Source organism: Pseudomonas sp. MPR-R2A5, assembly GCF_058793055.1.
Genome location: NZ_JBXAFK010000014.1, coordinates 97,543 through 123,809 on the forward strand (window position 1 = coordinate 97,543; position 26,267 = coordinate 123,809).

Annotated in this window: 24 protein-coding genes; 14 read left to right on the plus strand and 10 right to left on the minus strand. The window is 59.4% G+C overall.

Annotated features, from left to right (window positions below; genetic code table 11):
• The 6 genes from AC1Q6I_RS12805 to dksA form a co-directional block, all read right to left on the minus strand.
• The gene (locus tag AC1Q6I_RS12805; RefSeq protein ID WP_069077021.1) at positions 1 to 1,404 is read right to left on the minus strand and encodes a polynucleotide adenylyltransferase PcnB; all 1,404 of its coding nucleotides are present in this window, start codon (positions 1,402 to 1,404) and stop codon (positions 1 to 3) included.
• Between the two features lie 696 nt (positions 1,405 to 2,100).
• Positions 2,101 to 3,540: a sigma-54-dependent transcriptional regulator gene (locus AC1Q6I_RS12810; protein WP_024077422.1), complete on the minus strand. Its 1,440-nt coding sequence runs from the start codon at positions 3,538 to 3,540 to the stop codon at positions 2,101 to 2,103.
• Positions 3,541 to 3,562: 22 nt separating this feature from the next.
• Positions 3,563 to 6,517 carry a sensor histidine kinase gene (locus AC1Q6I_RS12815; protein WP_024077421.1) on the minus strand — a complete coding sequence of 985 codons (2,955 nt, stop codon included), beginning with the start codon at positions 6,515 to 6,517 and terminating at the stop codon, positions 3,563 to 3,565.
• Positions 6,501 to 6,677 (minus strand): hypothetical protein, encoded by a 177-nt coding sequence (locus AC1Q6I_RS12820; protein ID WP_003176118.1) that lies wholly within the window; start codon positions 6,675 to 6,677, stop codon positions 6,501 to 6,503. The genes AC1Q6I_RS12815 and AC1Q6I_RS12820 overlap by 17 nt, the downstream gene beginning before the upstream one ends.
• 62 nt (positions 6,678 to 6,739) lie before the next feature.
• Entirely contained in the window at positions 6,740 to 7,627 is an 888-nt protein-coding gene (gene gluQRS / locus AC1Q6I_RS12825) for a tRNA glutamyl-Q(34) synthetase GluQRS (protein WP_024077420.1), read from the minus strand.
• 84 nt (positions 7,628 to 7,711) lie between these two features.
• A complete protein-coding gene (gene dksA, locus AC1Q6I_RS12830; protein ID WP_041161025.1) occupies positions 7,712 to 8,146 on the minus strand; it encodes an RNA polymerase-binding protein DksA in 435 nt (144 codons plus the stop codon).
• Between the two features lie 320 nt (positions 8,147 to 8,466).
• Here dksA and AC1Q6I_RS12835 point away from each other — a divergent pair, with 320 nt between their 5' ends.
• Together AC1Q6I_RS12835 and sfsA are read left to right on the plus strand one after the other, a co-directional pair.
• Positions 8,467 to 9,639 carry a pyridoxal phosphate-dependent aminotransferase gene (locus AC1Q6I_RS12835; protein ID WP_024077418.1) on the plus strand — a complete coding sequence of 391 codons (1,173 nt, stop codon included), beginning with the start codon at positions 8,467 to 8,469 and terminating at the stop codon, positions 9,637 to 9,639.
• Complete coding sequence (gene sfsA / locus AC1Q6I_RS12840) at positions 9,639 to 10,352, plus strand: DNA/RNA nuclease SfsA (RefSeq protein ID WP_069077020.1); 714 nt, start codon at positions 9,639 to 9,641, stop codon at positions 10,350 to 10,352. The genes AC1Q6I_RS12835 and sfsA overlap by 1 nt, the downstream gene beginning before the upstream one ends.
• On the opposite strand, the gene AC1Q6I_RS12845 is transcribed toward sfsA, so the two are convergent.
• On the minus strand, positions 10,349 to 10,666 hold the full coding sequence (locus AC1Q6I_RS12845) for a Rieske (2Fe-2S) protein (RefSeq protein ID WP_024077416.1): 318 nt from the start codon (positions 10,664 to 10,666) through the stop codon (positions 10,349 to 10,351). The two genes, sfsA and AC1Q6I_RS12845, sit on opposite strands and share 4 nt — an antisense overlap.
• A 156-nt stretch (positions 10,667 to 10,822) precedes the next feature.
• Here AC1Q6I_RS12845 and AC1Q6I_RS12850 point away from each other — a divergent pair, with 156 nt between their 5' ends.
• The 3 genes from AC1Q6I_RS12850 to AC1Q6I_RS12860 are packed head-to-tail and all read left to right on the plus strand — an operon-like array spanning position 10,823 to position 13,502.
• Entirely contained in the window at positions 10,823 to 11,701 is an 879-nt protein-coding gene (locus tag AC1Q6I_RS12850) for a heme/hemin ABC transporter substrate-binding protein (protein ID WP_069077019.1), read from the plus strand.
• Positions 11,698 to 12,735, plus strand: coding sequence for a FecCD family ABC transporter permease (locus AC1Q6I_RS12855; RefSeq protein WP_102623718.1), 1,038 nt, complete (start codon positions 11,698 to 11,700; stop codon positions 12,733 to 12,735). Before AC1Q6I_RS12850 ends, AC1Q6I_RS12855 begins: the two co-directional genes overlap by 4 nt.
• Positions 12,735 to 13,502: a heme ABC transporter ATP-binding protein gene (locus tag AC1Q6I_RS12860; RefSeq protein WP_102623717.1), complete on the plus strand. Its 768-nt coding sequence runs from the start codon at positions 12,735 to 12,737 to the stop codon at positions 13,500 to 13,502. Before AC1Q6I_RS12855 ends, AC1Q6I_RS12860 begins: the two co-directional genes overlap by 1 nt.
• Before the next feature lie 258 nt (positions 13,503 to 13,760).
• On the opposite strand, the gene AC1Q6I_RS12865 is transcribed toward AC1Q6I_RS12860, so the two are convergent.
• From AC1Q6I_RS12865 to AC1Q6I_RS12875, 3 genes are all read right to left on the minus strand, one after another.
• Positions 13,761 to 14,033, minus strand: a complete 273-nt coding sequence (locus AC1Q6I_RS12865) for a TfoX/Sxy family protein (protein ID WP_024077412.1) — start codon at positions 14,031 to 14,033, stop codon at positions 13,761 to 13,763.
• Positions 14,034 to 14,234: 201 nt separating this feature from the next.
• The gene (locus AC1Q6I_RS12870) at positions 14,235 to 14,579 is read right to left on the minus strand and encodes a pentapeptide repeat-containing protein (protein WP_024077411.1); all 345 of its coding nucleotides are present in this window, start codon (positions 14,577 to 14,579) and stop codon (positions 14,235 to 14,237) included.
• 92 nt (positions 14,580 to 14,671) lie between these two features.
• Positions 14,672 to 16,228, minus strand: a complete 1,557-nt coding sequence (locus AC1Q6I_RS12875; protein WP_102623716.1) for a bifunctional aminoglycoside phosphotransferase/ATP-binding protein — start codon at positions 16,226 to 16,228, stop codon at positions 14,672 to 14,674.
• 118 nt (positions 16,229 to 16,346) lie between these two features.
• Between AC1Q6I_RS12875 and mrcB the strand changes: the two genes are divergently transcribed.
• The 9 genes from mrcB to msrQ all read left to right on the plus strand — a co-directional run bounded on the left by mrcB (position 16,347) and on the right by msrQ (position 26,164).
• Complete coding sequence (gene mrcB / locus AC1Q6I_RS12880; protein WP_024077409.1) at positions 16,347 to 18,671, plus strand: penicillin-binding protein 1B; 2,325 nt, start codon at positions 16,347 to 16,349, stop codon at positions 18,669 to 18,671.
• A gap of 16 nt (positions 18,672 to 18,687) precedes the next feature.
• Positions 18,688 to 19,422, plus strand: coding sequence for a tetratricopeptide repeat protein (locus AC1Q6I_RS12885; protein WP_024077408.1), 735 nt, complete (start codon positions 18,688 to 18,690; stop codon positions 19,420 to 19,422).
• The gene (locus AC1Q6I_RS12890; protein WP_024077407.1) at positions 19,422 to 19,751 is read left to right on the plus strand and encodes a YqcC family protein; all 330 of its coding nucleotides are present in this window, start codon (positions 19,422 to 19,424) and stop codon (positions 19,749 to 19,751) included. Before AC1Q6I_RS12885 ends, AC1Q6I_RS12890 begins: the two co-directional genes overlap by 1 nt.
• A gap of 431 nt (positions 19,752 to 20,182) precedes the next feature.
• Positions 20,183 to 21,907, plus strand: a complete 1,725-nt coding sequence (locus tag AC1Q6I_RS12895) for an acetolactate synthase 3 large subunit (protein WP_041161297.1) — start codon at positions 20,183 to 20,185, stop codon at positions 21,905 to 21,907.
• Between the two features lie 2 nt (positions 21,908 to 21,909).
• Complete coding sequence (gene ilvN, locus AC1Q6I_RS12900; RefSeq protein ID WP_003176102.1) at positions 21,910 to 22,401, plus strand: acetolactate synthase small subunit; 492 nt, start codon at positions 21,910 to 21,912, stop codon at positions 22,399 to 22,401.
• A 47-nt stretch (positions 22,402 to 22,448) separates the two neighbouring features.
• On the plus strand, positions 22,449 to 23,465 hold the full coding sequence (ilvC, locus tag AC1Q6I_RS12905) for a ketol-acid reductoisomerase (protein WP_003176099.1): 1,017 nt from the start codon (positions 22,449 to 22,451) through the stop codon (positions 23,463 to 23,465).
• Positions 23,466 to 23,609: 144 nt separating this feature from the next.
• A complete protein-coding gene (pssA, locus tag AC1Q6I_RS12910) occupies positions 23,610 to 24,467 on the plus strand; it encodes a CDP-diacylglycerol--serine O-phosphatidyltransferase (RefSeq protein WP_024077405.1) in 858 nt (285 codons plus the stop codon).
• A 63-nt stretch (positions 24,468 to 24,530) separates the two neighbouring features.
• The gene (msrP, locus tag AC1Q6I_RS12915) at positions 24,531 to 25,544 is read left to right on the plus strand and encodes a protein-methionine-sulfoxide reductase catalytic subunit MsrP (protein ID WP_102623715.1); all 1,014 of its coding nucleotides are present in this window, start codon (positions 24,531 to 24,533) and stop codon (positions 25,542 to 25,544) included.
• Positions 25,544 to 26,164 (plus strand): protein-methionine-sulfoxide reductase heme-binding subunit MsrQ, encoded by a 621-nt coding sequence (gene msrQ, locus AC1Q6I_RS12920; RefSeq protein WP_024077403.1) that lies wholly within the window; start codon positions 25,544 to 25,546, stop codon positions 26,162 to 26,164. The genes msrP and msrQ overlap by 1 nt, the downstream gene beginning before the upstream one ends.
• Positions 26,165 to 26,267 lie beyond the last annotated feature (103 nt).

Sequence of the window (26,267 nt, forward strand, 5' to 3'; positions counted from 1 at the left end):
TTATTCGCCCGTGGCGCCCGAGGCATCGGCGGCGCTGCGTTTACGCTTGGTGCCGCTGCGACGACGCTTCTTGGGCCCCTCGCTGGCGCCTTCGCCTTTGCTGCCGAGCTCTCGAATCATCTCGCGGCGTTCGCTGTCATTGGCGTCCTGGTAGTCGGTCCACCATTCGCCCAGGCCGTCGGTCTGCTCGCCAGCGCTTTCACGCAGCAGCAGGAAGTCGTAGCCAGCGCGGAAGCGCGGGTTGTCCAGCAACAGGTCGGCACGCTTGCCGCTGCGGCGGGGCAGGCGCTCCTGCATATCCCAGATTTCGCGGATCGGCATGGTGAAACGTTTCGGGATAGCGATGCGCTGGCATTGCTCGGTGATCAGTTCGTGAGCGGCTTCCTGCATGGCTGGAATCGGCGGCATGCCACGTTCTTGCAGGCGCAGTACGCGTTTTGGCAGGGCCGGCCACAGCAGGGCAGCAAACAGGAACGCCGGGGTTACCGGTTTGTTCTGTTTGATGCGCAGATCGGTATTGATCAACGCTTCGCTGATCAATGTGTGGGTATACGTCGGGTTGTATTCCAGGGCCTCGGCGCTGGCCGGGAACAAGGGGTCGAACAACTGCAGGTCGACGAGCATTTCGAAGGTGTCGGCGGCGTAGCCCGAGAGGAACAGCTTGAGCACTTCTTCGAACAGGCGCGCCGAGGGAATCTCCTGCAGCATGGGGGCCAGTTCACGAATCGGCGCAGCGGTGTGTCGCTCGATACCGAAGTTCAGCTTGGCCGCAAAGCGCACGGCCCGCAGCATACGAACCGGGTCCTCCTGGTAGCGCTGCACCGGGTCGCCGATCAGGCGGACCAGGTTGTTACGGATGTCGTGTACGCCGTTGGCGTAATCAAGAATGCGCTCACTGACCGGGTCGTAATAGAGGGCGTTGATGGTGAAGTCGCGACGCTGCGCGTCTTCTTCCAAGGTGCCATAGACGTTGTCGCGCAGGATGCGCCCGCTCTCGTTGCGGGAAGACTGATTGGTGTCCTCCTCTTCATCGTTTTGCGGATGGCCTGCACGGAAGGTCGCGACCTCGATGATTTCGCGACCAAAGTGGATGTGCACCAACTTGAAACGGCGGCCGATGATGCGCGCATTGCGAAACTCGGCGCGCACTTGCTCTGGCGTCGCACTGGTGGCGACGTCGAAATCCTTGGGCGTGATGTTGAGCAACATGTCGCGTACGCACCCGCCCACCAGATAAGCCTGGTAGCCGGCGTTCTGCAAACGTTCGACGATGTTCACTGCATAACGGCTGAACTGAGCGCGTTGCAGCGAATGTTGGCTGCTGTTGAGCACTTCAGGCGTGCTGCGTTTGTGTTGCGTACGACGCAAGGGAGAACGGAATGACTGGAACAACTTCTTCAGCATGGGATGCACTGTTTGAAGGAATGTTCGGCCATAACGAAGAATGACCGCATGATGGGCGGGGATTCTAGCATTTAGTCAGGGGATGGTGTAGGAACAAGCTACAGGCCTTGCGCCATAAGCCTTGAAAATGCCAAATGCCAGAAACTACAAGGGGAGCCGAAGCTCCCCCAGAAGTAGTTGCGTGCTCTATTTTTATTATTGATTTCGGGCTTCTTGTTTTTGTTGATCGCCCTCGCCATGAAGCTTCACCTTCATGACACTCCCAATCGGGAGTCAAGAGCAAACGGATTGCTTTGGTCGCTGTGTTGCTGATCTACGATCCAACCAGTTCAGGCTCTGCCTTAGGGCAGTTTTTGTTGTTCTCGGCCTGGTTGCGGGGCAAGCCCCAATGCAACGCCTCTCCAAAAGAATCAGTTAGCTGCGCCTCCGCCGTGTTGTTTTTATTGTGCGTGAGTCGATTCGTCTTATTTTTATTGTCTTGTACAAAGCTTGTTATTGTTTTTGTACTAAGCATATAGCAGGGTGCGTGCCAACTTTTGCGCCGACCAGCAAAACCGGGGGGTTGAGCTGATTTTTGATTTCTGCGGGCAAAAAAAAGCCGGGGCTTCGTTACCGTAAGCCCCGGCTTTTGTTACGCAAAAAATCCGCGGTAACAGTTTTTTCACATCTGAGGGTGTTACCTGTGGGCGCGCACCCTCAACTCTCGCTGGCTACGCCGGTCTTGCGCCGTGGAATGCCCAGGCGCTGGCGCCGTTCCCACAGGCACTTGCGGCTTACGCCCAATTTGCGGGCCAGTTCGGTCTCGGTCATGTGGTCCTGATGCTCCAGGACAAAGTGCTGGAAGTAATCTTCCAGTGACAAATCTTCAGTCGGCTCATGGCTGGTATTGCCACCGCCGCCCTGTTGCGGGGCCAGGCCAATGAAGTCGTCATCGTCCAGATCGCTCAGTTCGATGTCGATGCCCAGCAGCTCGGCGGAAATTTCCGGGCTCTCCGACAGGATCACTGCACGCTCAACCGCATTTTCCAGCTCACGTACGTTGCCCGGCCACGAGTAATGACGGATCGCTTGCTCGGCGTCCGGGGCAAACTTCAGGTCCGTACGGTTGATGCGCGCGCTCTGGCGTAGCAGGAACGCATTGGCGATCTCGTTGACGTCGGCACCACGCTCACGCAGCGGCGGCAGCTTGAGAGCGATGACGTGCAGGCGGTAATACAAGTCTTCGCGGAACTGGCCGATCTTGGCCAGGCTCTTCAGGTCGCGGTGGGTTGCCGCGATCAGGCGCACGTCGACCTTCTGCGACTGTACCGAGCCGACGCGGCGGATTTCGCCTTCCTGTAGCACGCGCAGTAAACGCGCCTGGGCTTCCAGGGGCAGTTCGCCGATTTCGTCGAGGAACAGTGTGCCGCCGTCCGCCGCTTCCACCAGGCCCGCACGCCCGGCGCTGGCGCCCGTGAAGGCGCCTTTCTCGTGGCCGAACAGTTCGGATTCGATCAGCGATTCGGGGATCGCTGCGCAGTTCACCGAAATCATCGGTGCCTTGGCGCGCTTGGAGAGGTTGTGCAGGGCGCGGGCCACCAGTTCCTTACCGGTACCCGACTCCCCCTGGATCAAAACATTGGAGTCGGTAGGCGCCACTTTGCGGATCTTGCTGTACAGGTCCTGCATCGGTGGGCAGGAGCCGATGATGCCGATCTCGCCATTGCTGTTATCAATGCCTGGCTTGTCGGCACCGCCGCCGGCCTTGCCGGTGGGGCGCTGTTCGGTCGGTGCGCTGCTGGCCGACTGCCGGTCACGCAGGATGCGCGCCACGGCCTGGAGCATCTCATCATGGTCGAAAGGCTTGGCGATGTAGTCCACCGCGCCCATTTTCATGGAATCCACTGCCGAGCGCAGGCTGGCATAGCTGGTCATGATCAGCACCGGGGTGCCCTGGCCAAGCTTGATCAGCTCTGTACCGGGCGCGCCGGGCAGGCGCAGGTCGCTGACAATCAGGTCGAACGTGGGAATGCTGAACCGCTCTTGGGCTTCCTGCACCGAGCCGGCTTCGCTGACTTGGTACTGATTACGTTCAAGCAGGCGACGCAAGGCAGAGCGGATAATGGTTTCGTCTTCGACGATCAAAATGTGCGGCATTGATTCAATTCTCTCGACGGTCTCAGTTCACAGCGGACGTCGCTTCGACATGACGCGGCAAGGTCACCCGAATACGGGTGCCGCGTTGGCTTTCGGTGTCAGCCGGGCTGTCGATGGTGATTTGTCCATAATGCTCTTCAACGATGGAATAGACCAGTGCAAGGCCCAGACCGGTACCTTCACCTGGGTCCTTGGTGGTGAAGAAGGGTTCGAACAATCGGTCCATGATGTTCTGTGGAATGCCGCTGCCTTCGTCCTCCACGATCAGGTCGACCGTGTGCTCGAAAGCCTCGCTCTTGACGCGTACCGCACTGTGGGGAGGGGACGCATCGCGGGCGTTGGACAGTAGATTGATCAACACCTGCGCCAGGCGCTGGGAGTCACCGTCGACCCAGTGGTCCGGGTCGCACAAATTGAAGAACTGTACTTCGAAATTACGCCGGTTCAACGCCAGCAGCCCAATGGCATCCTGCGCCACTTCGGCCAGGCACACCGCCTCGTCCTGGTTCTGGTGGGCGCCGGCATGGGCAAAGCTCATCAGCGACTGCACGATGCGCGATACGCGCTTGGTCTGTTCGAGGATTTGCCCGCTGATCTCGATGATTTCACCGTCTTCTTCGCGCTCTTCCCGCAGGTTCTGCGCGAGGCATGCGATACCGGTAATCGGATTGCCGATTTCATGGGCAACGCCCGCAGCCAGGCGGCCAATGCTGGCCAGGCGCTCGGAGTGCACCAGCTTGTCTTCGAGCATCTGGGTGTCGGTCAAGTCTTCCACCAGCAGCACCAGGCCACTATTTCCGGGGGCCAGGGGTTCGTCGATGGCGGCTTTGTGCAGGTTGAGCCAGCGGGTCTGGCCGTCGAGGGCCAGGTGCTGTTTGTGCAGGTGTTCGTCGGGCAGGTTGATAAACCCCTGCAGCAGTTCTTTCCACGGATCACCCAGGGTATTGAGGCGCGAACCTACTACACGTTGTGCGGCGATACCGGTGAGTTCTTCCATGGCCTTGTTCCACATCAGGATCTCTTGGTCCTTGGCCAGGGAGCAGACGCCCATGGGCAGTTCCTGCAGGGTCTGGCGGTGGTAGCGGCGCAGGGCATCGAGTTCGGCGGCAAGGCCGGTGAGGCGTGAGTGGTAATCCTCCAGCCGGCTCTCGATGAAATGGATGTCTTCGGTGACGTAGTTTTCGCCACCCGCCTTGTAGGGCAGGAAGGTTTCCACCATGTCCTGGGATACGCTGGGCCCCATCAACCCGGACAGGTTGGCCTCGATGCGATCACGCAGTCGGCGCAAGGCATAGGGGCGCCGTTCGTCGAACGGCAGGTAAAGATCGCGCAGCGCCTGTTCGACCTCCTTCTGCGCTGCCTTGGCCCCCAGCGGTTTGGCCAGTTGTGTGGCGAACTCCTGGGGCGAAGCCGCATGCAGCTCTCGGCGTTGCGGGCGCCGCACATTGTCCACCGCGCAGGCCTCGGCGGCGCTGGTTTCTTCCGGGCTGGCGTTGGTGAACAGCGAGATCAGGGTGAACATCAATACGTTGGCGGCCAGCGAGGCAATCGCCGCCATGTGCCAACTGGTGTCATCCAGCACGTAGATCATGTTCAGCAGCGGGATGTAGAAACCCTGCAAGTTGCCGACCAGCGGTAGCAGCATGGTGACGAGCCATACCAGGATCCCCGCCAGCAGCCCGGCGATAAACCCACGGCGATTGGCGGTCGGCCAGTACAGCACCGACAACACGCCCGGCAAGAACTGCAAGGTGGCCACAAACGCGACGATGCCGAGATTGGCCAGGTCTTGCCCCGCACCCAGCAGCAGGTAGAAACCGTAACCGGCCATGATGATCGCGACGATCAGTGCGCGGCGTGTCCATTTCAGCCAGCGGTAGATATTGCCTTCTGCGGGGGGCTGGTACAGCGGTAGCACCAGGTGGTTCAGCGCCATGCCGGAGAGTGCCAGCGTCGTGACGATGATCAGCCCGCTGGCTGCCGATAAGCCGCCGACATAGGCCAGCAGCGCCAGGGCCGGGCTGTTGGCGGCGATGCCGATACCGAGGGTGAAATACTCAGGGTTGGTAGTGGCCCCCAGCTTCAGGCCAGCCCACAGGATCAGCGGCACGGCCAGGCTCATCAACAGCAGGAACAGTGGCAAACCCCAGCTGGCGCTGACCAGCGAACGCGGGTTGAGGTTCTCGGTGAAGGTCATGTGATACATGTGCGGCATCACGATCGCGGAGGCGAAGAACACCAGCAATAGCGTGCGCCACGGGCCTTCCTGCAAGGGCGTGTGCAGGGCGGCGAGAGCGGTCTGGTTTTGCAGCAGCCACAGTTCCAGCTGTTGCGGGCCGTCGAATACGCCGTAGAGCGCGTAGAGGCCAACGCCGCCGATGGCGATCAGCTTGATCACCGACTCGAAGGCGATCGCAAATACCAGGCCTTCGTGTTTCTCGCGCGTGGCGATATGGCGTGAGCCGAAGAAAATCGTGAACAGTGTGATCAACGCGCAGAACGCCAGGGCGACGCGATGTTGCACCGGCTCGCGAGTGAGGATGCTGATGGAGTCGGCCACTGCTTGCATCTGCAGGGCCAATAGGGGCAACACGCCGATCAGCATGAAAATGGTGGTCAGTGCGCCGGCCCAGGTACTGCGAAAGCGGAAGGCGAAGAGATCGGCCAGGGATGACAACTGGTAGGTGCGGGTGATCTTCAGGATCGGGTACAGCAGCACCGGCGCCAGCAGAAATGCCCCGGACACCCCGAGGTAGCTGGAGAGGAAGCCATAGCCGTACTGATAGGCCAGGCCCACGGTGCCATAGAACGCCCAGGCGCTGGCGTAGACGCCCAAGGACAAGGTGTAGGTCAATGGATGGCGAATGATCGCCCGCGGAATCATTCCGCGCTCACTGATCCAGGCCACTGCGAACAAGGCAGCCAGGTAGGCGGCGCTGATCAGCAGCATCTGGGTGAGGCTAAAGCTCATCGGCATCTTTTTGGCTCTGCAGGATAAAGGTCACGACGATCAGGATCAGCCACAGTAGATAAGGCCGATACCAGGCGCCCGTGGCGTCGATCCACCAATCCATGATGGCGGGGGAAAACAGGTAGATCCCGACGACCAGCAGCAGGACCAATCGATAGATGTACATGTTGGCCTCTGATTGAAAAACTGCGGCGATGGTAACGGATGGCTGGCAAGCTGCAAGCGCCTTCAGCGCAACTGCGATTCTGCCAGCGTGAGTGTGCGTGGAATCAGCGAGGCATCCCACTGTTGAATGCCCCAATCCAGCAGCTCCCGTGGGCTGGCGTGGAGCAGTTCGTCGCCGGGTTGCTGGCCGAGGGCACGCAAGGCTCTTAACAGCAAAGGCGTGGCCTGGTCTTTCGTCAATGGCGGGGAACGGTAGGACTTGCCCAGCTTGTTACCGTCCGGCTGGACGACCAGCGGTACATGCAGATAGCGCGGCTGGCGCAGGCCCAGCAACTCTTGCAGGTACAACTGGCGCGGCGTGGAGTCCAGCAGGTCGGCGCCGCGCACGATATCGGTAACACCCTGCCAGGCATCGTCGAGGACAACCGCCAGCTGATAGGCGTAGAGGCCGTCGCGGCGGCGGATGACGAAATCGCCTACGTCGCGGCCCAGATGTTGTCGGAATTCGCCCTGTACTCGGTCGATAAAGTGGTATTCCAACTCGGGGACGCGCAACCGAATGGCGGCATCTTGCTGGTCGTGCCCGGCATTGCGGCAGAGGCCAGGGTAAATGCCGTTGTAAGGTTCCAGTTGTTTGCGCGAGCAGGTGCAGGCGTAGGCCAGGCCATGATTGAACAGATCGTTCAGCACTTTGGCGTAGGCATCATGTCGATCGCTTTGTCGGACCAGTTCGCCGTCCCACTCGAAACCATAGCTTTCAAGGGCCTGGAGAATGGCCGCCTGGGCGCCGGGCTCTTCGCGGGGAGGGTCGAGGTCTTCCATGCGCATCAGCCAACGGCCGTGATTGGCGCGAGCGTCGAGGTAGGAAGCGAGGGCGGCGACCAGCGAGCCGAAGTGCAAATGGCCGCTGGGCGTAGGGGCGAAACGCCCAATATAGGTAGAGGCTGTCATGGGCCGGATACTACTGGAAAACCGGTAAACGCCAGAAACAAAAATGGGGCGTTTGTACGCCCCATTCGTCCAGTTCGGCAGGGATTACTTGCCGACCTGTTTCTCCTTGATTTCAGCCAAGGTCTTGCAGTCTACGCACAGGTCCGCGGTTGGACGAGCTTCCAGGCGGCGAATTCCGATCTCGACGCCGCAGGATTCGCACCAGCCGTATTCTTCGTCCTTGATCAACTGCAGTGTCTTGTCGATCTTCTTGATCAGCTTGCGCTCACGATCCCGGGCGCGCAGTTCAAGGGCGAACTCTTCTTCCTGGCTCGCACGGTCGGCCGGATCAGGGAAGTTGGCTGCTTCGTCCTTCATATGGTCGACGGTGCGGTCGACCTCTTGCATCAAGTCCTGTTTCCACTTGTTAAGGATCTTGGTGAAATGCTCGCGCATGGGCTCGCCCATGTACTCTTCACCTTTCTTCTCTACGTATGGTTCGAAGCCGCTGATGCTCTGTTGCTTTGCTTGGGTGGACATGAATAGACCGCCTCTCACTCTTCTAATCCATTGCGCAGGATTGCAACGTCACCGACACCTGCCGGCCCTGCGGCTGCAAGCGGGCGAACTTACCAGATAGATTCAGGGTGCGCCACTCCCGGTTGTCGAGGCCCATCGCGCAGGGGTTGCAAATTGCAGCAGCCCGCCATGGTTGGGTGTGCATCGCCTCGGATATTGATTTTAGTCGTTCTGCAAGCGCTTGCCGGGCTCTTCTTGAATGGCCGAGCAGGCAATAGAGCATGTTTTAGCGTGGGGGTTCGGTAGAATCCTGATTTTGTTCTTAACGTTAAGGAAGGCTAATGGCTCAGCCCTACAGTGCGCGCAGTCGCGCCATCGAACCTTTTCATGTCATGGCGTTGCTGGCGCGAGCCAACGAGTTGCAGGCGGCTGGCCATGATGTGATCCACCTGGAAATCGGCGAGCCGGACTTCACCACTGCCGAACCGATCATCCAGGCTGGCCAAGCCGCACTGGCCAGTGGCAAGACCCGCTACACCGCCGCCCGTGGCCTGCCGGAACTGCGCCAGGCCATCAGTGGCTTCTACCAGCAACGCTATGGCTTGAGCGTCGATCCCGAGCGCATCCTGATCACGCCTGGTGGCTCCGGCGCATTGTTGCTGGCCAGCAGCCTGCTGGTGGATCCAGGCAAGCACTGGCTGTTGGCAGACCCCGGCTATCCATGCAACCGGCACTTCCTGCGCCTGGTCGAGGGCGCGGCGCAGTTGGTACCGGTGGGCCCCGATGTTCGCTATCAATTGACCGCCGAGTTGGTGGCCAGGCACTGGAGCGAGGACAGCGTGGGTGCACTGGTCGCGTCTCCGGCCAACCCGACAGGCACTCTCCTCACGCGTGACGAATTGTCCGGGTTGTCGAATGCGATCAAGGCACGTAACGGCCACCTGGTAGTGGACGAGATCTACCATGGCCTCACCTATGGCACCGATGCCGCCAGCGTGCTGGAGGTCGACGACGATGCCTTCGTCCTCAATAGTTTTTCGAAGTATTTCGGCATGACCGGTTGGCGCCTGGGGTGGCTGGTGGCGCCGCCCGATGCGGTGGGCGAGTTGGAGAAGCTGGCGCAGAACCTCTACATCAGTGCGCCGAGCATGGCGCAGTATGCTGCCTTGGCTTGTTTCACCCCGCAAACCCTGAGCATTCTGGAAGCGCGGCGCGCCGAATTCGGTCGACGTCGGGACTTCCTGCTGCCGGCACTGCGTGAGTTGGGGTTCGGCATTGCGATAGAGCCGGAAGGTGCGTTCTATTTGTACGCGGATATCAGCGCGTTCGGCGGCGATGCCTTCGCGTTCTGCCGTCATTTCCTGGAAACCCAGCATGTCGCGTTTACGCCCGGTTTGGATTTCGGCCGGTATAAAGCCAGCCATCATGTGCGCTTTGCCTACACGCAAAATCTTGATCGACTACAGGAAGCTGTCGAACGGATCGCCCGCGGCTTGCAGAGTTGGCAAGGCTGATGCGCTTTCATCCTCCCCTCGAAGAAGCTCGGTTGATCCGGCGTTACAAACGTTTCCTAACCGATATCGAAACCGTTACCGGTGAGTTGCTCACCATTCACTGCCCCAATACCGGTTCGATGCTCAATTGCATGGTGGAAGGCGGGCAGGTTTGGTTCAGTCGTTCCAATGATCCGAAGCGCAAGCTGCCCGGGACTTGGGAAATCGCCGAAACGCCACAGGGCCGCCTGGCCTGCGTCAATACCGCCCGCGCCAACCAGTTGGTCGAGGAGGCGCTGCGTGCGGGGGTAATTACTGAACTGAACGGCTTTACTGCGTTGAAGCGTGAGGTGCCTTACGGTCAGGAGAAAAGCCGTATCGACTTTCGCCTGGATTACCCCGATGGCGCGGCCTATGTCGAAGTCAAAAGCGTGACGCTGGGTTTTGACGGCTCGGCGATTGCGGCTTTTCCCGATGCAGTGACCCAGCGTGGCGCGAAACACCTGCGGGAGTTGGCCTACTTGGCCCGGGACGGTGTACGCGCGGTGCAGTTGTATTGCGTCAATCTCTCGGGCATTGAGGCCGTGCGCCCGGCCGCGGAAATCGACGCCGCCTATGCTGCCGCCCTGCGAGAAGCCAAGGCGGCGGGCGTGGAGGTGCTGGCGTATGGCGTACGTGTTACATCCGAGGAAATTTGCGTGGACCGCCGGCTGGACGTGCTGCTTGGCGACTAGAGTTCTACCCACAAACCTTGTGCGTCCTCTCGACCGGCCAGAGCCTTGAGGCTTTGACCGGCGCAGGGGCCGGCGATGCACTCGCCGCTCTCGATCAGGAACAGCGCGCCGTGGGTAGCGCACTGGATCAGGCTGGCGCTGGCGTCGAGGAAATGGTCGGGCTGCCATTCCAGTGGAATGCCGCGATGGGGGCAGCGGTTGACGTAGAAGTAGGCAACGCCGTCCCGACGCACGGCCAGCAGCTTGCAGCCGTCGATATCAAAACCGAGGCTGCTGTTGGGGGCGAGGGTGTCGGAAGGGCAGAGAAACTTCATTTCAATCCTTAAGTGCCTTGACGTTCAAATGCAAACAATTATCAAATGCCAGCTTCGCACGATGACTGGCTGGGCGCTCAGTACGATGCCTGGCAGAGATGACCTGTCACATCGATGAGTGGCTCAGTGGCCGCGCCCTTGGAAGGAAACCCTGTTATGCGACTGAGTGCCAGCGCTATTGCGCTTGTTGTCGGACTGCTGGTCAATCACGTGGCATGCGCCGTTGAACTGCCCCAGCGCTGGGTGAGTGCCGGTGGGGCCTTGTCTGAGTGGGTCGTGGCCCTGGGCGGTGAATCGAAGTTGGTGGGCGTCGATACGACCAGCCAGCATCCGGCGTCCCTCAAGGCATTGCCAAGCATCGGCTATCAGCGGCAATTGTCGGCTGAAGGCATTCTCAGCCTGCGTCCGCAGATCCTGGTGGGCACTGAAGAGATGGGGCCGCCGCCGGTTCTGGCGCAGATTCGCGGTGCGGGTGTGCAGGTGGAGATGTTCTCGGCGCAACCGGATTTGCCTGCCTTGAAGGCTAACCTTGAGCGCCTGGGCACGTTGCTGGGCACTGAGGCCAAGGGCCGCGAGTTGTTTGTGGGATACGAGCAGGCCCTTGGTCGGCAGAAAAGTTGGGTTGCCCAGGCGCAGGCCACGCAAAAGGCGCCGGGTGTGTTGCTGCTGCTCGGTAATGCGGGTGGCAAGCCGTTGATCGCCGGCAAGGACACTGCCGCTGATTGGATGCTGCGGCAGGCCGGTGGGCGCAACCTGGCAACCCATATTGGCTATAAGCCGTTTTCCGTGGAGTCGCTGGCGGGGCTGAGCCCGCAAGTGCTGGTGTTCGCTGATCGCGCCCTCAGCGGCGATGCGGCACGGGCTGCGCTGTTCAAGGAGAACCCGATACTGGCTTCCACCCCGGCGGCCAGGAATGGGCGGGTAATTGAGCTGGACCCGACGCTGCTGGTGGGCGGGCTCGGGCCGCGTTTACCGCAAAGCCTGTCGGCGTTGTCCGCCGGCTTCTATCCATCCCAGGCTAAACCGGCCCCATGACCACCCTGGTCAAGCCGCGAGCCCTGTTTATCGGGCTGGCGCTGCTGTGTGCACTGGCGATCTGGCTTTCATTGGCCCTGGGGCCGGTCAGCTTGCCCCTGTTGGATACGCTCAAGGCGGCGTTGCGCTTGGTAGGCGTGCCGATCGAGGCACAGGGATTGGAGCAGGCGGAGTTGATCCTGGGGCAAATTCGCTTGCCGCGGACGTTGCTGGGCCTGGCAGTGGGGGGCGTGCTGGCATTGTCAGGCGTGGCGATGCAGGGCTTGTTTCGCAACCCGTTGGCGGATCCGGGTTTGGTCGGGGTCTCCAGCGGTGCTGCGCTGGGGGCGGCCATCGCCATTGTCGGTGGTTCGTTCTTCGGCGGTTTGCCGGACGCGTTCGGCCCCTATCTATTATCGCTGTGTGCGTTTCTCGGTGGGCTTGGCGTCACGGCGCTGGTTTACCGGCTGGGGCGGCGCAACGGCCAGACTAACGTCGCGACGATGCTGCTCGCCGGCATCGCGCTGACAGCCCTCGCCAGCTCGGCGGTGGGTTTGTTCACCTATCTGGCGGATGACGCCACCCTGCGGACCCTGACCTTCTGGAACCTCGGCAGTCTCAATGGCGCCAGCTACTCGCGCCTGTGGCCGTTGCTGCTGGTGACCGCCGGTGTGGCGCTGTGGTTGCCGCGCCGGGCGAAGGCGTTGAATGCGCTGTTGCTTGGTGAGTCCGAAGCCAGTCACTTGGGCGTTGATGTAGAGCGCCTCAAGCGCGAATTGGTGTTTTGCACGGCCCTCGGCGTGGGAGCGGCCGTGGCGGCAGCGGGAATGATTGGGTTTGTCGGGCTGGTCGTGCCGCACTTGGTGCGATTGCTGGCGGGGCCGGATCATCGGGTGTTGTTGCCAGCCTCGATATTGGCAGGTGCGAGCCTGCTGCTGTTGGCGGATCTGGTCGCCCGCTTGGCGTTGGCGCCGGCTGAATTGCCGATCGGCATCGTGACGGCGTTTATTGGCGCGCCGTTCTTTCTTTATCTGTTATTGCGAGGGCGCGCCTGATGTTGCGGGTGGAGGCGCTGCAGATACGGCGTGGTCGCAAAATCGTGCTGGCGGACGTCAGCCTGGACCTGTTGCCGGGTCAGGTGCTCGGTGTGCTGGGGCCTAATGGTGCTGGCAAGAGCACATTGCTGGGGGCGTTGTGTGGTGAACTGCCGCCGGACCAGGGCAAGGTATGGCTGGATCAGCAGGAGCTGAAGGGCTGGAGCGGATCGCAGCGCGCCCAGCGCCTGGCGGTATTGCCGCAAAGTTCGACCTTGGACTTCGCCTTCCGCGTCGAAGAGGTGGTAGGCATGGGGCGCTTGCCCCATCAGACTGGACGGGTGCGTGATGAGGAGATTATCCAGGCAGCGCTGCAGGCCGCGGATGTCGGGCATTTGAGCGGCCGCAGCTACCTGGCCTTGTCGGGCGGCGAACGCCAGCGTGTGCATTTGGCGCGAGTCATGGCGCAATTATGGCCGGGCGAGGAGGGGCAGACGTTGTTGTTGGATGAGCCGACGTCGATGCTGGACCCCTTGCACCAACACACGACCTTGCAGGCGATACGGACATTCGCCGATCGGGGCGCGGCTGTGCTGGTGATTCTCCATGATCTGAATCTGGCGGCGCGTTACTGTGACCGGATCTTGTTGCTGTCCCAAGGACGTCCGCATGCACTGGACACGCCGGCACGGGTGATGCGACCTGAGCCGCTTAAAGCGGTATTCGGTTTGGATGTATTGGTGCAGCTCCACCCTGAGCGTGGGCATCCGTTGATTATCGCGCGTTGAAGTCCGGGTGGTTGTCAGCGCCTTTTCGCAGGCAAAAAAAGACCCGGCAAAAGCCGGGTCAAATAACCGTGATTAGCCTGATGAGGAGATAATCTGAGAGTCCGAACCAATGGTCTTTCAGTTATCGGCTGATCTCGCGACCAGTTGTGATAATCATAACGATTCTCATTTAAGAGTCAACATTTGTTTTTGCTGGCTCTCGTGCTTTTCTCAAACACGCGTTCGAAAAGCCTGTAGACACTGTATGGGCTTGCCGGTCTAATTTTTCTGGCGTGTGGAAATAGCGTCCAATTGACGGTTCAACGCTTCCTTGCGCTCGGCAGGGAGGTCGTTCCAGTGCACATCCATCAATGCCCCTTCGATTGCATACAGCAATACTTTGGATGCGCGGAACCCTCGGGTGCGTACCGCTCGATAAGCATCCACAGCTCCCAGGCGGCGCAAGTCGGATGCGCTGTGGATACCCACCGCATGCAGCCACTGCGCCGACGTCTTGCCAAGGTTTTTAAGGTGTTGCAGCTCATCGTTCATCAAGCCTCCTTGCGACGGCCGAATGGTGCGGTGGGTATCGTGACCAGGCAAGTCTGAAAGGAGTGTAGCGTTCAGTAGGAAAAGCGTAGTTCTTTGGCCAGGAACGGCGCAAAAGCTTATAAGAATGGGGCGAGGTTTTTGACGGCGGGCAGGCGTGAAGCCCCGGCACGCTGTATGCGCAGCCGGGGTTGGGGCAGGGGATTACTTGGTGCGGTAGCGCAGGCGCGTGCCAAAGTTGACCGACATGAGGATCTCATCGGCAGTCAATTCAGGCGGAAAGTAGGTCCCCGAAATCTGCGCATGGGCCAGGCTGGCGCCCTCCAGTGAGCAGTCGCGCAAGTCCAGGCCGCGCAAGTCGGCAGATCGGAAGTACGCGTCGGTGAAATCTACCCCTGCGGCGTTCAGGTCACGCAGGTCCAAACCTCGGAAGTCGCCACCACGCATGTCGATAACGCCGTCTTTGGGACGTTCCTGATTGAAGCCTCGGATATCGTCTTTATGCAGGAGCGAGTAGAGCGGTGTATCGAGAAGCTTCGGCTGACTCATGATGTCGATACCTGTTGGATTTATGACGCCATTATAGTGCCACTATTCCCTGGTTGCGCGCCGAAGACGACGACGCAGCCAAGAATTTTTTCTTACAAACCCGGCAGGCGCTGACGGATGTGCGCTACCAATGCGTCCAGTGTCCCACTTTCATTGGTTTCGACGCGCTTGCTCAGGAGTAGCTCCTCGGCCGTGAGTGGGTCGCGATGGGCTTGCTGTTCTTCGATAACAGCCAGGGTGGCGTCGGAAGGGTCGTTTTTATCGGCCAGACGTTGAGCCAGCCAACTGGTGATGACGGCTTGTGGTGCGTTGCAGTCCAGGATCAGGAAGGGCGCGCCGGTCGCTTCGGCGACCTTGGCCGCGGCGTCGCGCTGGTCGCGCTTCAAGAAGGTGGCATCCAGCACCACCGGGAAGCCGGCCCGCAGGATGGTATCGGCCATCTCGTTCAGGCGCGCGTAGGTTTTTGCACTCGCATCGGCGGCATAGATGCCGGCCTGTGGGGTGTTTTCCACTTGTTGCTCGCCAAACAAGCGCTTGCGTTCCACGTCCGAGCGCAGGCGAATGGCGCCCAGCGCTTCCACCAGGCGCATTGCTACATGGCTTTTGCCGACCGCTGACACGCCATGGGTAATGGCCAGGAAGCGTGAGGGAATGGTGCTATAGCTTTCTGCCAAGTTGGCATAGTTGCGGTACTGGCGCAGGGTGGTGGCGCGGCGCACCGGGTCTGCTTCGCTTGGCATGCTGAACAGCGAAACCTTGGCGCGTACCAGTGCGCGGTACGCTTTATAGAAGTTCAGCACTTCAAGGCCGCGATAGTCGCCGGTCAGTTCCAGATACTGGCTGATAAAACGGCGCGCCAGGGATTTGAGGCCGCGGTCTTCCAAGTCCATGGCCAGGAAGGCGGTGTCGGCATACACATCGGTGAAGCGGAACGGCTCGTTGAACTCGATGCAGTCGAAGATCACCACATGGCCATCGATCAAGGTGGCGTTGCCGAGGTGGATATCACCGTGGCACTCGCGGGTGAAACCATCGAGCTTGCGTTGTGCAAGTAGTGGCTTGAGGCGCTCGAAGCTGCTTTCGGCCCAGGCTTGAAGGGCTTCAAGTTGCACCAGGTCGGCCTTGTCGCTGAGGAATGGGCGGATCTGTTCAAAGTTTTGCCGTACGGGCGCCATCACTTCGTCTGGGGTGCCGGCCGGGTGATCTTGGGGGACTTTGGGGGCCGTGAGATGAAAGTGCGCGATTTGCTTGGCCATTTCATCGATGTGCGCGCTGGTCAACTCGCCATTGGCTTGCAGGGTGCTGAGCAGCTGGCTCTGTGGGAACTGGCGCATTTTCAGCGCGTATTCGATCACCGGGCCTTCACCGCCCAATTGCGGTGCTTCGGCAGTGCCGGTAATTGGCAACACTTCAAGATACAAATCTTGGGTAAGGCGCTGGTTGAGGCGCAGCTCTTCCCGGCAGAAATGACCGCGATCCTTCAGGTCGGTGAAGTCCAGAAAGCCGAAGTTCATTGGCTTCTTCAGTTTGTAGGCGTAGGGGCCGGTCAGTATCACCCATGAAATATGGGTCTCGATGACTTGAAACGCTTCGACTGGATGGGGGTATAGGGCCGGGTTTTGCAGGGCGGTGATCAGGGACTGGCTCACGGGCGATCCTTCAGAGTCTTGGGAAATTCATGGCAGGCATTATGGCCGCTACGCACGGTCGTGCAAACCGCTGTCCGGCTCATGTTGATCATCAATAAAGTGCGTATAATCCGCCGCCATGACTCGATCCCGATCTCCCCGTTCCCGTAAAAAACCTCCTTCCCGCGGCCTGCGCCCATGGCTGGGTTGGGCGCTCAAGCTCAGCCTTGTGGGCCTCGTCGTGCTCGCCGGCTTCGCGGTATATCTCGACGCTGTGGTCCAGGAGAAATTCTCCGGCAAGCGTTGGACTATCCCGGCCAAGGTGTATGCCCGCCCCTTGGAGCTGTTCACCGGCCAGAAGCTGAGCAAGGATGACTTCCTTACCGAACTCGACGCCTTGGGCTACCGCCGCGAACCCGTGAGTAACGGGCCTGGCGCGGCAGCCGTCAGCGGTAACACTGTCGATTTGAATACCCGTGGCTTCCAGTTCTATGAGGGCCTGGAAAAAGCCCAGCCGGTGCGGGTGCGTTTTTCCGGCGACTATGTGGCCGAGCTGTCGTCACTCAATGGCTCCAAACTGCCGGTGGTTCGCCTGGAACCCCTGATGATCGGCGGGATTTATCCGAAGAACCTTGAAGATCGTATCCTGATCAAGCTTGATCAGGTGCCGCCGTACCTGCTGGAAACCCTGGTCGCTGTGGAGGACCGCGATTTCTACAGCCACTGGGGCGTCTCGCCGAAGTCGATTGCCCGTGCCATCTGGGTCAACACCTCCGGCGGCAAAATGACCCAGGGCGGCAGTACGCTGACCCAGCAGTTGGTGAAGAACTTCTACCTGACCAACGAGCGCAGCCTTACCCGCAAACTGACCGAAGCCATGATGGCGATGCTGCTGGAGCTGCACTACAGCAAGCAGGAAATCCTCGAGGCTTACCTCAACGAGGTATTCGTCGGCCAGGATGGCCAGCGCGCGGTGCACGGTTTCGGTCTGGCCAGCCAGTTCTTTTTCGGCCAGCCACTCTCCGAGCTGAAGCTGCATCAGGTTGCGTTGTTGGTGGGGATGGTCAAGGGGCCTTCCTACTACAACCCTCGTCGTAATCCTGAGCGTGCGCTCGAACGCCGCAACCTGGTGCTCGATGTATTGGAGCAGCAGGGCGTGGCCACGGCCGAACAAGTCGCCGCAGCGAAGAAAATGCCACTGGGTGTGACCACTCGCGGCAAGCTGGCCGACAGCTCCTTCCCTGGCTTTATCGACCTGGTCAAGCGTCAACTGCGTGAAGACTACCGCGACGAAGACTTGACCGAAGAGGGCCTGCGGATCTTCACCAGTTTCGATCCGATCCTGCAGATGAAGGCCGAAGCGTCGGTCAACGACACCTTCAAACGCCTGACAGGCCGTAAAGGCTCCGACGAAGTCGAAGCGGCCATGGTCGTGACTAACCCGGAAACCGGCGAAGTCCAGGCGATGATCGGCAGTCGCCAGGCCAGTTTCGCTGGTTTCAACCGCGCCCTCGATGCCGTGCGCCCCATCGGCTCGCTGGTCAAGCCGGCGGTCTACCTGACGGCGTTGGAAAAACCGAGCAAATACACGCTGACCAGTTGGCTGTCGGATGACCCGCTGTCTGTCAAAGGTGCCGATGGCCAGGTGTGGACGCCGCAGAACTTCGATCGCCGCTCCCATGGCACGATCTTCCTGTACCAGGGCTTGGCGCATTCCTACAACATTTCCACGTCGCGGCTGGGTCTTGAAGTGGGGGTGCCGAATGTTCTCAAGACACTGGCACGCCTGGGCATTACCCGTGAATTCCCGGCCTTCCCATCGATGCTGCTGGGGGCCGGTGCGATGACGCCGATGGAAGTGGCGACCATGTACCAGACCCTCGCCAACGGTGGTTTCAATACGCCGATGCGCGGCATTCGCAGTGTGCTGACAGCCGAAGGCGAGCCGCTCAAGCGCTATCCATTCCAGATACAGCAGCGTTTCGATGCGGGCTCCATCTACCTGATCCAGAACGGTATGCAACGTGTGATGCGTGAAGGTACCGGCAGCTCTGTCTATAAAGTGCTGCCGTCGAACCTGACGCTGGCCGGCAAGACCGGTACCAGTAACGACTCCCGTGACAGCTGGTTCGCCGGTTTTGGCCAGGATGTGCTGGCCGTGGTGTGGCTGGGGCGTGATGATAATGGCAAGACGCCGTTTACTGGTGCGACCGGTGCGCTGCAAGTCTGGACCAGTTTCATGCGCAAGGCTGATCCGCTGCCGCTGAATATGCCGCAGCCGGACAATATCGTGCAGGCCTGGATTGATCCGCATACCGGTCAGGGCTCCGATGCCAACTGTCCGGGCGCGGTGCAGATGCCGTATATTCGCGGCAGCGAACCACCACCCGGTGCTGCGTGCGGTGGCAGTGCCCCTGCTGACGCGGAATCGGTGATGGATTGGGTCAAGGGCTGGATGAATTAAGCAAAGAGGGTTTCAAGTGAACAAGTGGTGGATTCCAGCTATTACAGCTCTGGCTTTGCTCGGCGGCTGCTCCAGCGTGCAGCGCGGTTCCATTCCCGTGGTGGACTCGAGCACGGCCGTTTCCAATAACGACCGGATCTCGGCCAATGGCGGGTTCCGTCAGACCGTGACCAAGCGCCCGGTACAAGCCGCAACCCAGGCCGTCCCACAGGATTCGGGCGTGGTGGTGATGGTGCCAGGTGCCGGCGCGGCAACGGCGGCACCGATCAGCGCGGAACCTTGGACGCCTGGCCCAAGTACGTCGGGGCCGATTGATTCCACGCCGATCCAAACGGCACCGATCAACCAAGGCACCTACAACATGCCTTCGACGCCAAGCGGTATTCCGTCGTCCTCGAGCGCTGGCGGCCTGTCCGCTGACGAGCAACTGGATGGCCCGGTGCTGGCGTTGCTGACCACCGCGCAACAGCAACAGGCCGGTGGCGACCTGAATGGCGCATCGTCGAGCCTCGAGCGTGCCCAGCGCGTAGCGCCACGCGAACCGCAAGTGCTGTATCGCCTGGCCCAGGTACGCATGGCCCAGGGCGATGCACCGCAAGCCGAGCAGTTCGCCCGTCGTGGCCTCACCCTGGCGAACGGTCGTCCTGACCTGCAAGCCAGCCTGTGGGCCTTGATCGGTGATGCTCGTGCCGCACAAGGTGATGCTGCCGGCGCTGCGCAGGCTCGGCAAAAAGCCAAGGTCAGCCTCTGATGGATGCGCGTTTTCCAGCAATTGCCGAACAGTTATTGCTGATTGAGCGCGAATTGCGCACGCAGGGATGGTGGGACGAAAAGTCCCCCAGTGCTGAGGCTCTGAGCAGTGTCGAGCCCTTTTCGGTGGATACGCTGGACTTTCACCAGTGGCTGCAATGGATCTTCCTGGTGCGCATGAAGCAGATCCTCGAGCAGGATCTGCCATTGCCCAATGCATCAGGGATCCTGGAGATGGCGGAGATGGTTTACGCCGATCGCCCGCTTGAGAGCCTTGGCTTGCGCAATGCGCTGAAAAAGTTCGACCAATTGATCGTCGACGCTCGTTAATTGCATGGCTGCCGGCTTTTCCGGCAGTCTTGCGCACATTTCTACCGCTTGACGACATTCAGGCGAGTTTTATCCCTCCTCAAAGGCCTTTCTTCTGCGTTCTCATGCGCTTAGTTGGAAAAAAGCGCAATTATTGCTTGACTTGAAGGGCCTGAAACAGAAGAATCCAAAGTCCGCTGTATCGGGACTGCCAGAAGCAGGCCCGCTCAGCAGATCATGAGGCGCACATCCGCGCCGACCTGTTACACCCGCAACGCGTTACCTCGCGCTGGGTGGGAAAAGCCCGCAACACTTGGGACGATCCCAATACTTGCTCAGTCAGTGCTGACGTAGTCGGCGACCACCGTCGCTCATGCTCTGTTGAGAAGTAAACCTATTAAGACCCGTCGGTTTTCAACGGACGGTATTCTGGCGTTTTAGAGGTGAACAACGTGGAGCTTTTATCTGGCGGTGAGATGCTCGTCCGCTTTTTGCGTGACGAAGGCGTCGACTATATCTACGGGTACCCAGGTGGTGCTCTGCTGCATGTCTACGACGCACTGTTCAAGGAGCCGGCTGTTACCCACATCCTGGTCCGCCACGAACAGGCTGCGACCCATATGGCTGACGGTTATGCCCGTGCCACCGGTAAAGCCGGCGTGGTACTGGTCACGTCCGGCCCAGGCGCAACCAATGCCATTACCGGCATTGCGACTGCTTATATGGACTCCATCCCGATGGTGATCATTTCCGGCCAGGTCGCTAGCACCATGGTTGGTACCGATGCATTCCAGGAAACCGACATGATCGGTATCTCCCGGCCGATCGTGAAACACAGCTTCATGATCAAGCATGCCTCGGAAATCCCGGAAGTCATGAAGAAGGCCTTCTACCTCGCGCAGTCCGGTCGCCCGGGTCCTGTGGTGGTCGATATCCCGAAAGACATGACCAACCCGGCTGAGAAATTCGAATACGTATTCCCCAAGAAAGCCAAGCTGCGCTCCTACAGCCCGGCTGTTCGTGGGCACTCGGGGCAAATTCGCAAGGCGGCAGAAATGCTCCTGGCGGCCAAGCGCCCTGTGCTTTACTCGGGCGGTGGCGTGATCCTGGGCGGCGGTTCTGCACCGCTGACCGAACTGGCCAAGCTGCTTAACCTGCCGGTCACCAACACCCTGATGGGCCTCGGCGCATTCCCGGGAACGGACCGTCAGTTCGTCGGTATGCTCGGCATGCACGGCAGCTACACCGCCAACCTTGCCATGCACCACGCCGACGTGATCCTGGCCGTGGGCGCGCGGTTCGATGACCGTGTGATCAATGGCGCGAGCAAATTTTGCCCGAACGCCAAGATCATCCATATCGACATCGATCCGGCGTCCATCTCCAAGACCATCAAGGCCGACGTGCCGATCGTGGGACCTGTAGAGAGCGTGTTGACCGAAATGGTCGCCGCGCTCAAGGACATCGGCGAAACGCCAAACAAAGAGTCGGTTGCCAGCTGGTGGAAGCAGATCGACGAATGGCGCGGTGATCGCGGCTTGTTCCCTTACGACAAGGGCGACGGCAGCATCATCAAGCCACAAACCGTGATCGAGACCCTGTGCGAAGTGACCAAGGGCGACGCCTTTGTGACCTCCGATGTGGGCCAGCACCAGATGTTCGCCGCGCAGTACTACAAGTTCGACAAGCCCAATCGTTGGATCAACTCCGGTGGCCTGGGCACGATGGGCTTTGGTTTTCCTGCGGCCATGGGTGTGAAATTGAGCTTCCCGGAGACTGACGTCGCGTGCGTCACCGGTGAAGGCAGTATCCAGATGAACATTCAGGAACTGTCGACGTGCCTGCAGTATGGTCTTCCGGTGAAGATTGTCTGCCTGAACAACGGCGTGCTGGGCATGGTTCGTCAGTGGCAGGACATGAGTTACAACAGCCGTCACTCCCATTCCTACATGGAATCGCTGCCGGATTTTGTCAAATTGGTTGAAGCCTATGGCCACGTCGGCATGCGCATCACTGACTTGAAAGATCTGAAGCCGAAAATGGAAGAGGCGTTCGCCATGAAAGATCGTCTGGTGTTCATCGATATTCAGGTGGATACCAGTGAGCACGTCTACCCGATGCAGATCAAAGACGGCTCTATGCGCGACATGTGGCTGAACAAGACGGAGCGTACTTAATCATGCGGCATATTATCTCCCTGCTTCTGGAGAACGAACCCGGCGCTCTGTCTCGTGTTGTCGGTCTGTTTTCGCAACGCAACTACAACATCGAAAGCCTGACCGTGGCGCCGACCGAGGACCCGACCCTGTCGCGCCTGACGTTGACCACCGTTGGCCACGATGAGGTGATCGAGCAGATCACCAAGAACCTCAACAAGCTGATCGAAGTGGTCAAGCTGGTCGACCTGTCGGAAAGTGCCCACATCGAGCGCGAGCTGATGCTGGTTAAAGTCAAGGCTACGGGTGCTCAACGTGCCGAGATCAAGCGGACTACCGATATTTATCGCGGGCAGATCGTCGATGTGAGCGCCAGCGTTTATACCGTTCAACTGACCGGTACGAGCGACAAACTGGATAGCTTCATCCAGTCGATCGGGACGGCCTCGATTCTGGAAACCGTACGCAGTGGTGTCACCGGGATTGCCCGTGGCGACAAAGTACTCAGCATCTAACCCAAATTAGTGAATGGCCTCACGGCCTGGATATATAGAGGAACCTCATGAAAGTTTATTACGATAAAGATTGTGACCTGTCGATCATCCAGGGCAAGAAAGTCGCCATCATTGGCTACGGTTCCCAAGGTCACGCCCAGGCGTGCAACCTGAAAGATTCCGGCGTTGACGTGACTGTTGGCCTGCGTAAAGGCTCGGCCACTGTTGCCAAGGCTGAAGCCCACGGCCTGAAAGTGACCGACGTTGCTTCCGCTGTTGCGGCTGCCGACCTGGTCATGATCCTGACCCCGGACGAGTTCCAGTCCGCGCTGTACAAGAACGAAATCGAGCCGAACATCAAGAAGGGCGCCACCCTGGCCTTCTCCCACGGCTTCGCGATTCACTACAACCAAGTCGTGCCACGCGCCGACCTGGACGTGATCATGATCGCGCCGAAAGCACCGGGTCACACTGTGCGTTCCGAGTTCGTCAAAGGTGGCGGTATCCCTGACCTGATCGCTATCTACCAGGACGCCTCGGGCAACGCCAAAAACGTTGCGCTGTCCTACGCTGCTGGCGTGGGTGGCGGTCGTACCGGCATCATCGAAACCACTTTCAAGGACGAGACTGAAACCGACCTGTTCGGCGAACAAGCCGTTCTGTGCGGCGGTACCGTTGAGCTGGTCAAGGCCGGTTTCGAGACGCTGGTTGAAGCTGGCTACGCGCCGGAAATGGCCTACTTCGAATGCCTGCACGAACTGAAGCTGATCGTTGACCTCATGTACGAAGGCGGTATCGCCAACATGAACTACTCGATCTCCAACAACGCTGAGTACGGCGAATACGTGACTGGCCCGGAAGTGATTAACGCCGAGTCCCGTCAGGCTATGCGTAACGCCCTGAAACGTATTCAGGACGGCGAATACGCCAAAATGTTCATCAGCGAAGGTGCCACCGGCTACCCTTCGATGACCGCCAAGCGTCGTAACAATGCCGCTCACGGTATTGAAGTCATCGGCGAGCAACTGCGCTCCATGATGCCGTGGATCGGTGCCAACAAGATCGTCGACAAAGCCAAGAACTAAGTCGTACGCATCAAGGGAAAACGCGGCTTAGGCCGCGTTTTTTCGTTTGGGAGCCTGGTTCTGGTATAAAGCTGCATCGTTTGCGGGCGAACACTCGCCGCAAGTATTTGTCGAATTTTTTCACACCGTTGCAAGGTAAAGTCCATGAGCGAACGTCCCGAAGAGCCAAGCCAGGCTTCTGACGCCGAAAGCCTGCTACCGATCGATGAGCATGTCGAAGAAGGGCATGACGCTGAAGGCCGCAAGGTCCGGCATCGTGGCATCTATCTTCTGCCCAATCTGTTCACCACGGCGAACCTGTTTGCCGGTTTCTATTCCATCATCAACTCCATGAGTGCCCAAAGCGCCCTGGCTGCTGGTGATGCCGCAAGTGCGAGCAAATACTTCGGTTTTGCCGCCATCGCAATCTTCGTGGCCATGGTGCTCGACGGCCTGGATGGGCGCGTGGCCCGTATGACCAATACCCAAAGTGCCTTCGGTGCCGAGTATGACTCGCTGTCGGACATGGTGGCCTTTGGCGTCGCTCCGGCGTTGCTGGCGTTCGCTTGGGCGCTGGGCGATATGGGCAAGGTCGGCTGGATGGTTGCTTTCATCTATGTTGCTGGGGCTGCGTTGCGTCTGGCGCGTTTCAATACCCAGGTCGGTAAGGCTGACAAGCGTTACTTCATTGGCTTGGCCAGCCCTGCTGCTGCCGGTGTCGTGGCGGGTATCGTCTGGGCGTTCAGTGACTACGGTATCCAGGGGTCGAAGATGTCGTTCCTGGTGGCCTTGATGGTTGCGGCGGCCGGCATGCTGATGGTCAGTAACATCAAGTACAACAGCTTCAAGGAGTTCGACCTGAAGGGGAGGGTGCCTTTCGTTGCGATTCTGGTGGTGGTGCTGGTGTTTGCGGTCGTCTTCAGTGATCCGCCGCGTATCCTGCTGCTGGCGTTCCTTGTCTATGCGGCCTCCGGCCCGATTCAGTATCTGCTGCATCTGCGTCGGGACAAAACGTTGCCTTAATGTAATTTCCCCCATACTCCGCAGTCTATTGGTGCATCAGTTCTCCAATGCTGCGGAGTTGCCATGTTAATCAAATTGCCTAAAGCGTCCGATTGCCACGAATCGGATGTCACGCCTGAGTCTTTCTACCTATCCCGCCGCAGCTTGCTCGGTGGTGCGCTGGCGGGTGTTGCTGCCAGTAGCCTGCCGCGTTGGGCGAGTGCTGGCGAACCCACGCGTTATGCCGATGTCGAGCCGGGTAAGGCTCCAGGTTGGTTTGCCGAGAAACTGACTGCTACGAAATGGCAGGCGGTGACGGTAAAGGACGAGGCTATCACCCCGTTCAAGGATGCGACCCACTACAACAACTTCTATGAGTTCGGTACGGATAAGGGGGATCCAGCATCCAATGCGGGGTCACTCAAGACTGAGCCTTGGAGTGTTGTGATTGATGGCGAGGTCGCGAAGCCTGGGCGTTATGCCCTGGAAGACTTCATGAAGCCTTACCTGTTGGAAGAGCGTATCTATCGTCTGCGCTGTGTCGAGGCGTGGTCGATGGTCATTCCATGGATTGGCTTTCCTATATCGGCTTTGCTCAAACAGGTTGAGCCAACCTCCAGGGCCAAGTACATCCGCTTTGAAACGCTCCAGGACCCCAAGAGCATGCCGGGGCAGCGTTCAAGTTTCGCCTTGATCGACTGGCCCTATGTCGAAGGGCTACGCCTGGATGAGGCAATGAATCCGTTGGCGATCCTTGCGGTGGGGATGTATGGACGAGAATTGCCCAATCAGAATGGCGCGCCCTTGCGTCTGGTGGTGCCGTGGAAATATGGTTTCAAGAGCGTGAAGTCCATTGTGCGAATCAGCCTGGTGAGCGAGCAGCCCAAGACCACGTGGCAGAGCATCGCGTCAGACGAATATGGGTTCTATGCGAATGTGAACCCTACAGTCGACCATCCTCGGTGGACGCAAGCGCGGGAGCGTCGTCTGCCGAGTGGCTTGTTCAGTCCGAATGTGCGCGAGACGCAGATGTTCAATGGTTACTCGGATGAGGTCGCCTCTTTATATACCGGCCTCGATTTACGGAAGAACTACTGATGCGTTATCCGATTTGGCGCATCGGCGTATTCCTGTCCATCATGGTGTGGCCCCTGTTCTGGCTATATGAAGCATGGAGCTTTGCTCTGGGGCCGGATCCAGGGAAAGTGCTGGTTGATCGGTTGGGGTTAGGGACCTTGATCCTGCTGCTGATCACGCTCGCAATGACGCCGTTGCAGAAGTTGAGCGGTTGGGCGGGATGGATAGTCGTACGCCGCCAGCTGGGGTTGTGGTGTTTTGCTTATGTAGTGCTGCACCTGGCAGCGTATTGCGTATTTGTCCTGGGCCTTGATTGGTCGCAGTTGGGTGTGGAGTTGCGCAAGCGGCCTTACATTATTGTAGGTGCGTTGGGGTTCCTCTCTCTGCTGATGCTGGCAGTTACTTCGAATCGCTATAGTCAACGCCGGCTAGGTAGTCGTTGGAAGAAGCTGCATCGCCTTGTGTACGTGATTCTCGGGCTCGGCTTACTGCACATGCTGTGGATTGTACGGGCCGATCTGAAAGAGTGGTCTATCTATGCGGCTATTGGCGCGTTGCTTCTCGTATTGCGGATACCGCCAGTAGCCCGTCGAATTCCCCGCCTTATTGCGAAAAAAGCACCTTCTGCGACAAAAGCGTAATTAACGCTTGACGGCAGATTCTGGAAGTCTATAATTCGCCCCACTTCCGGCGCAGTCGAAACGGAAAACTCCTTGGTAAACAAAGAGTTACGCAAGATTCGAC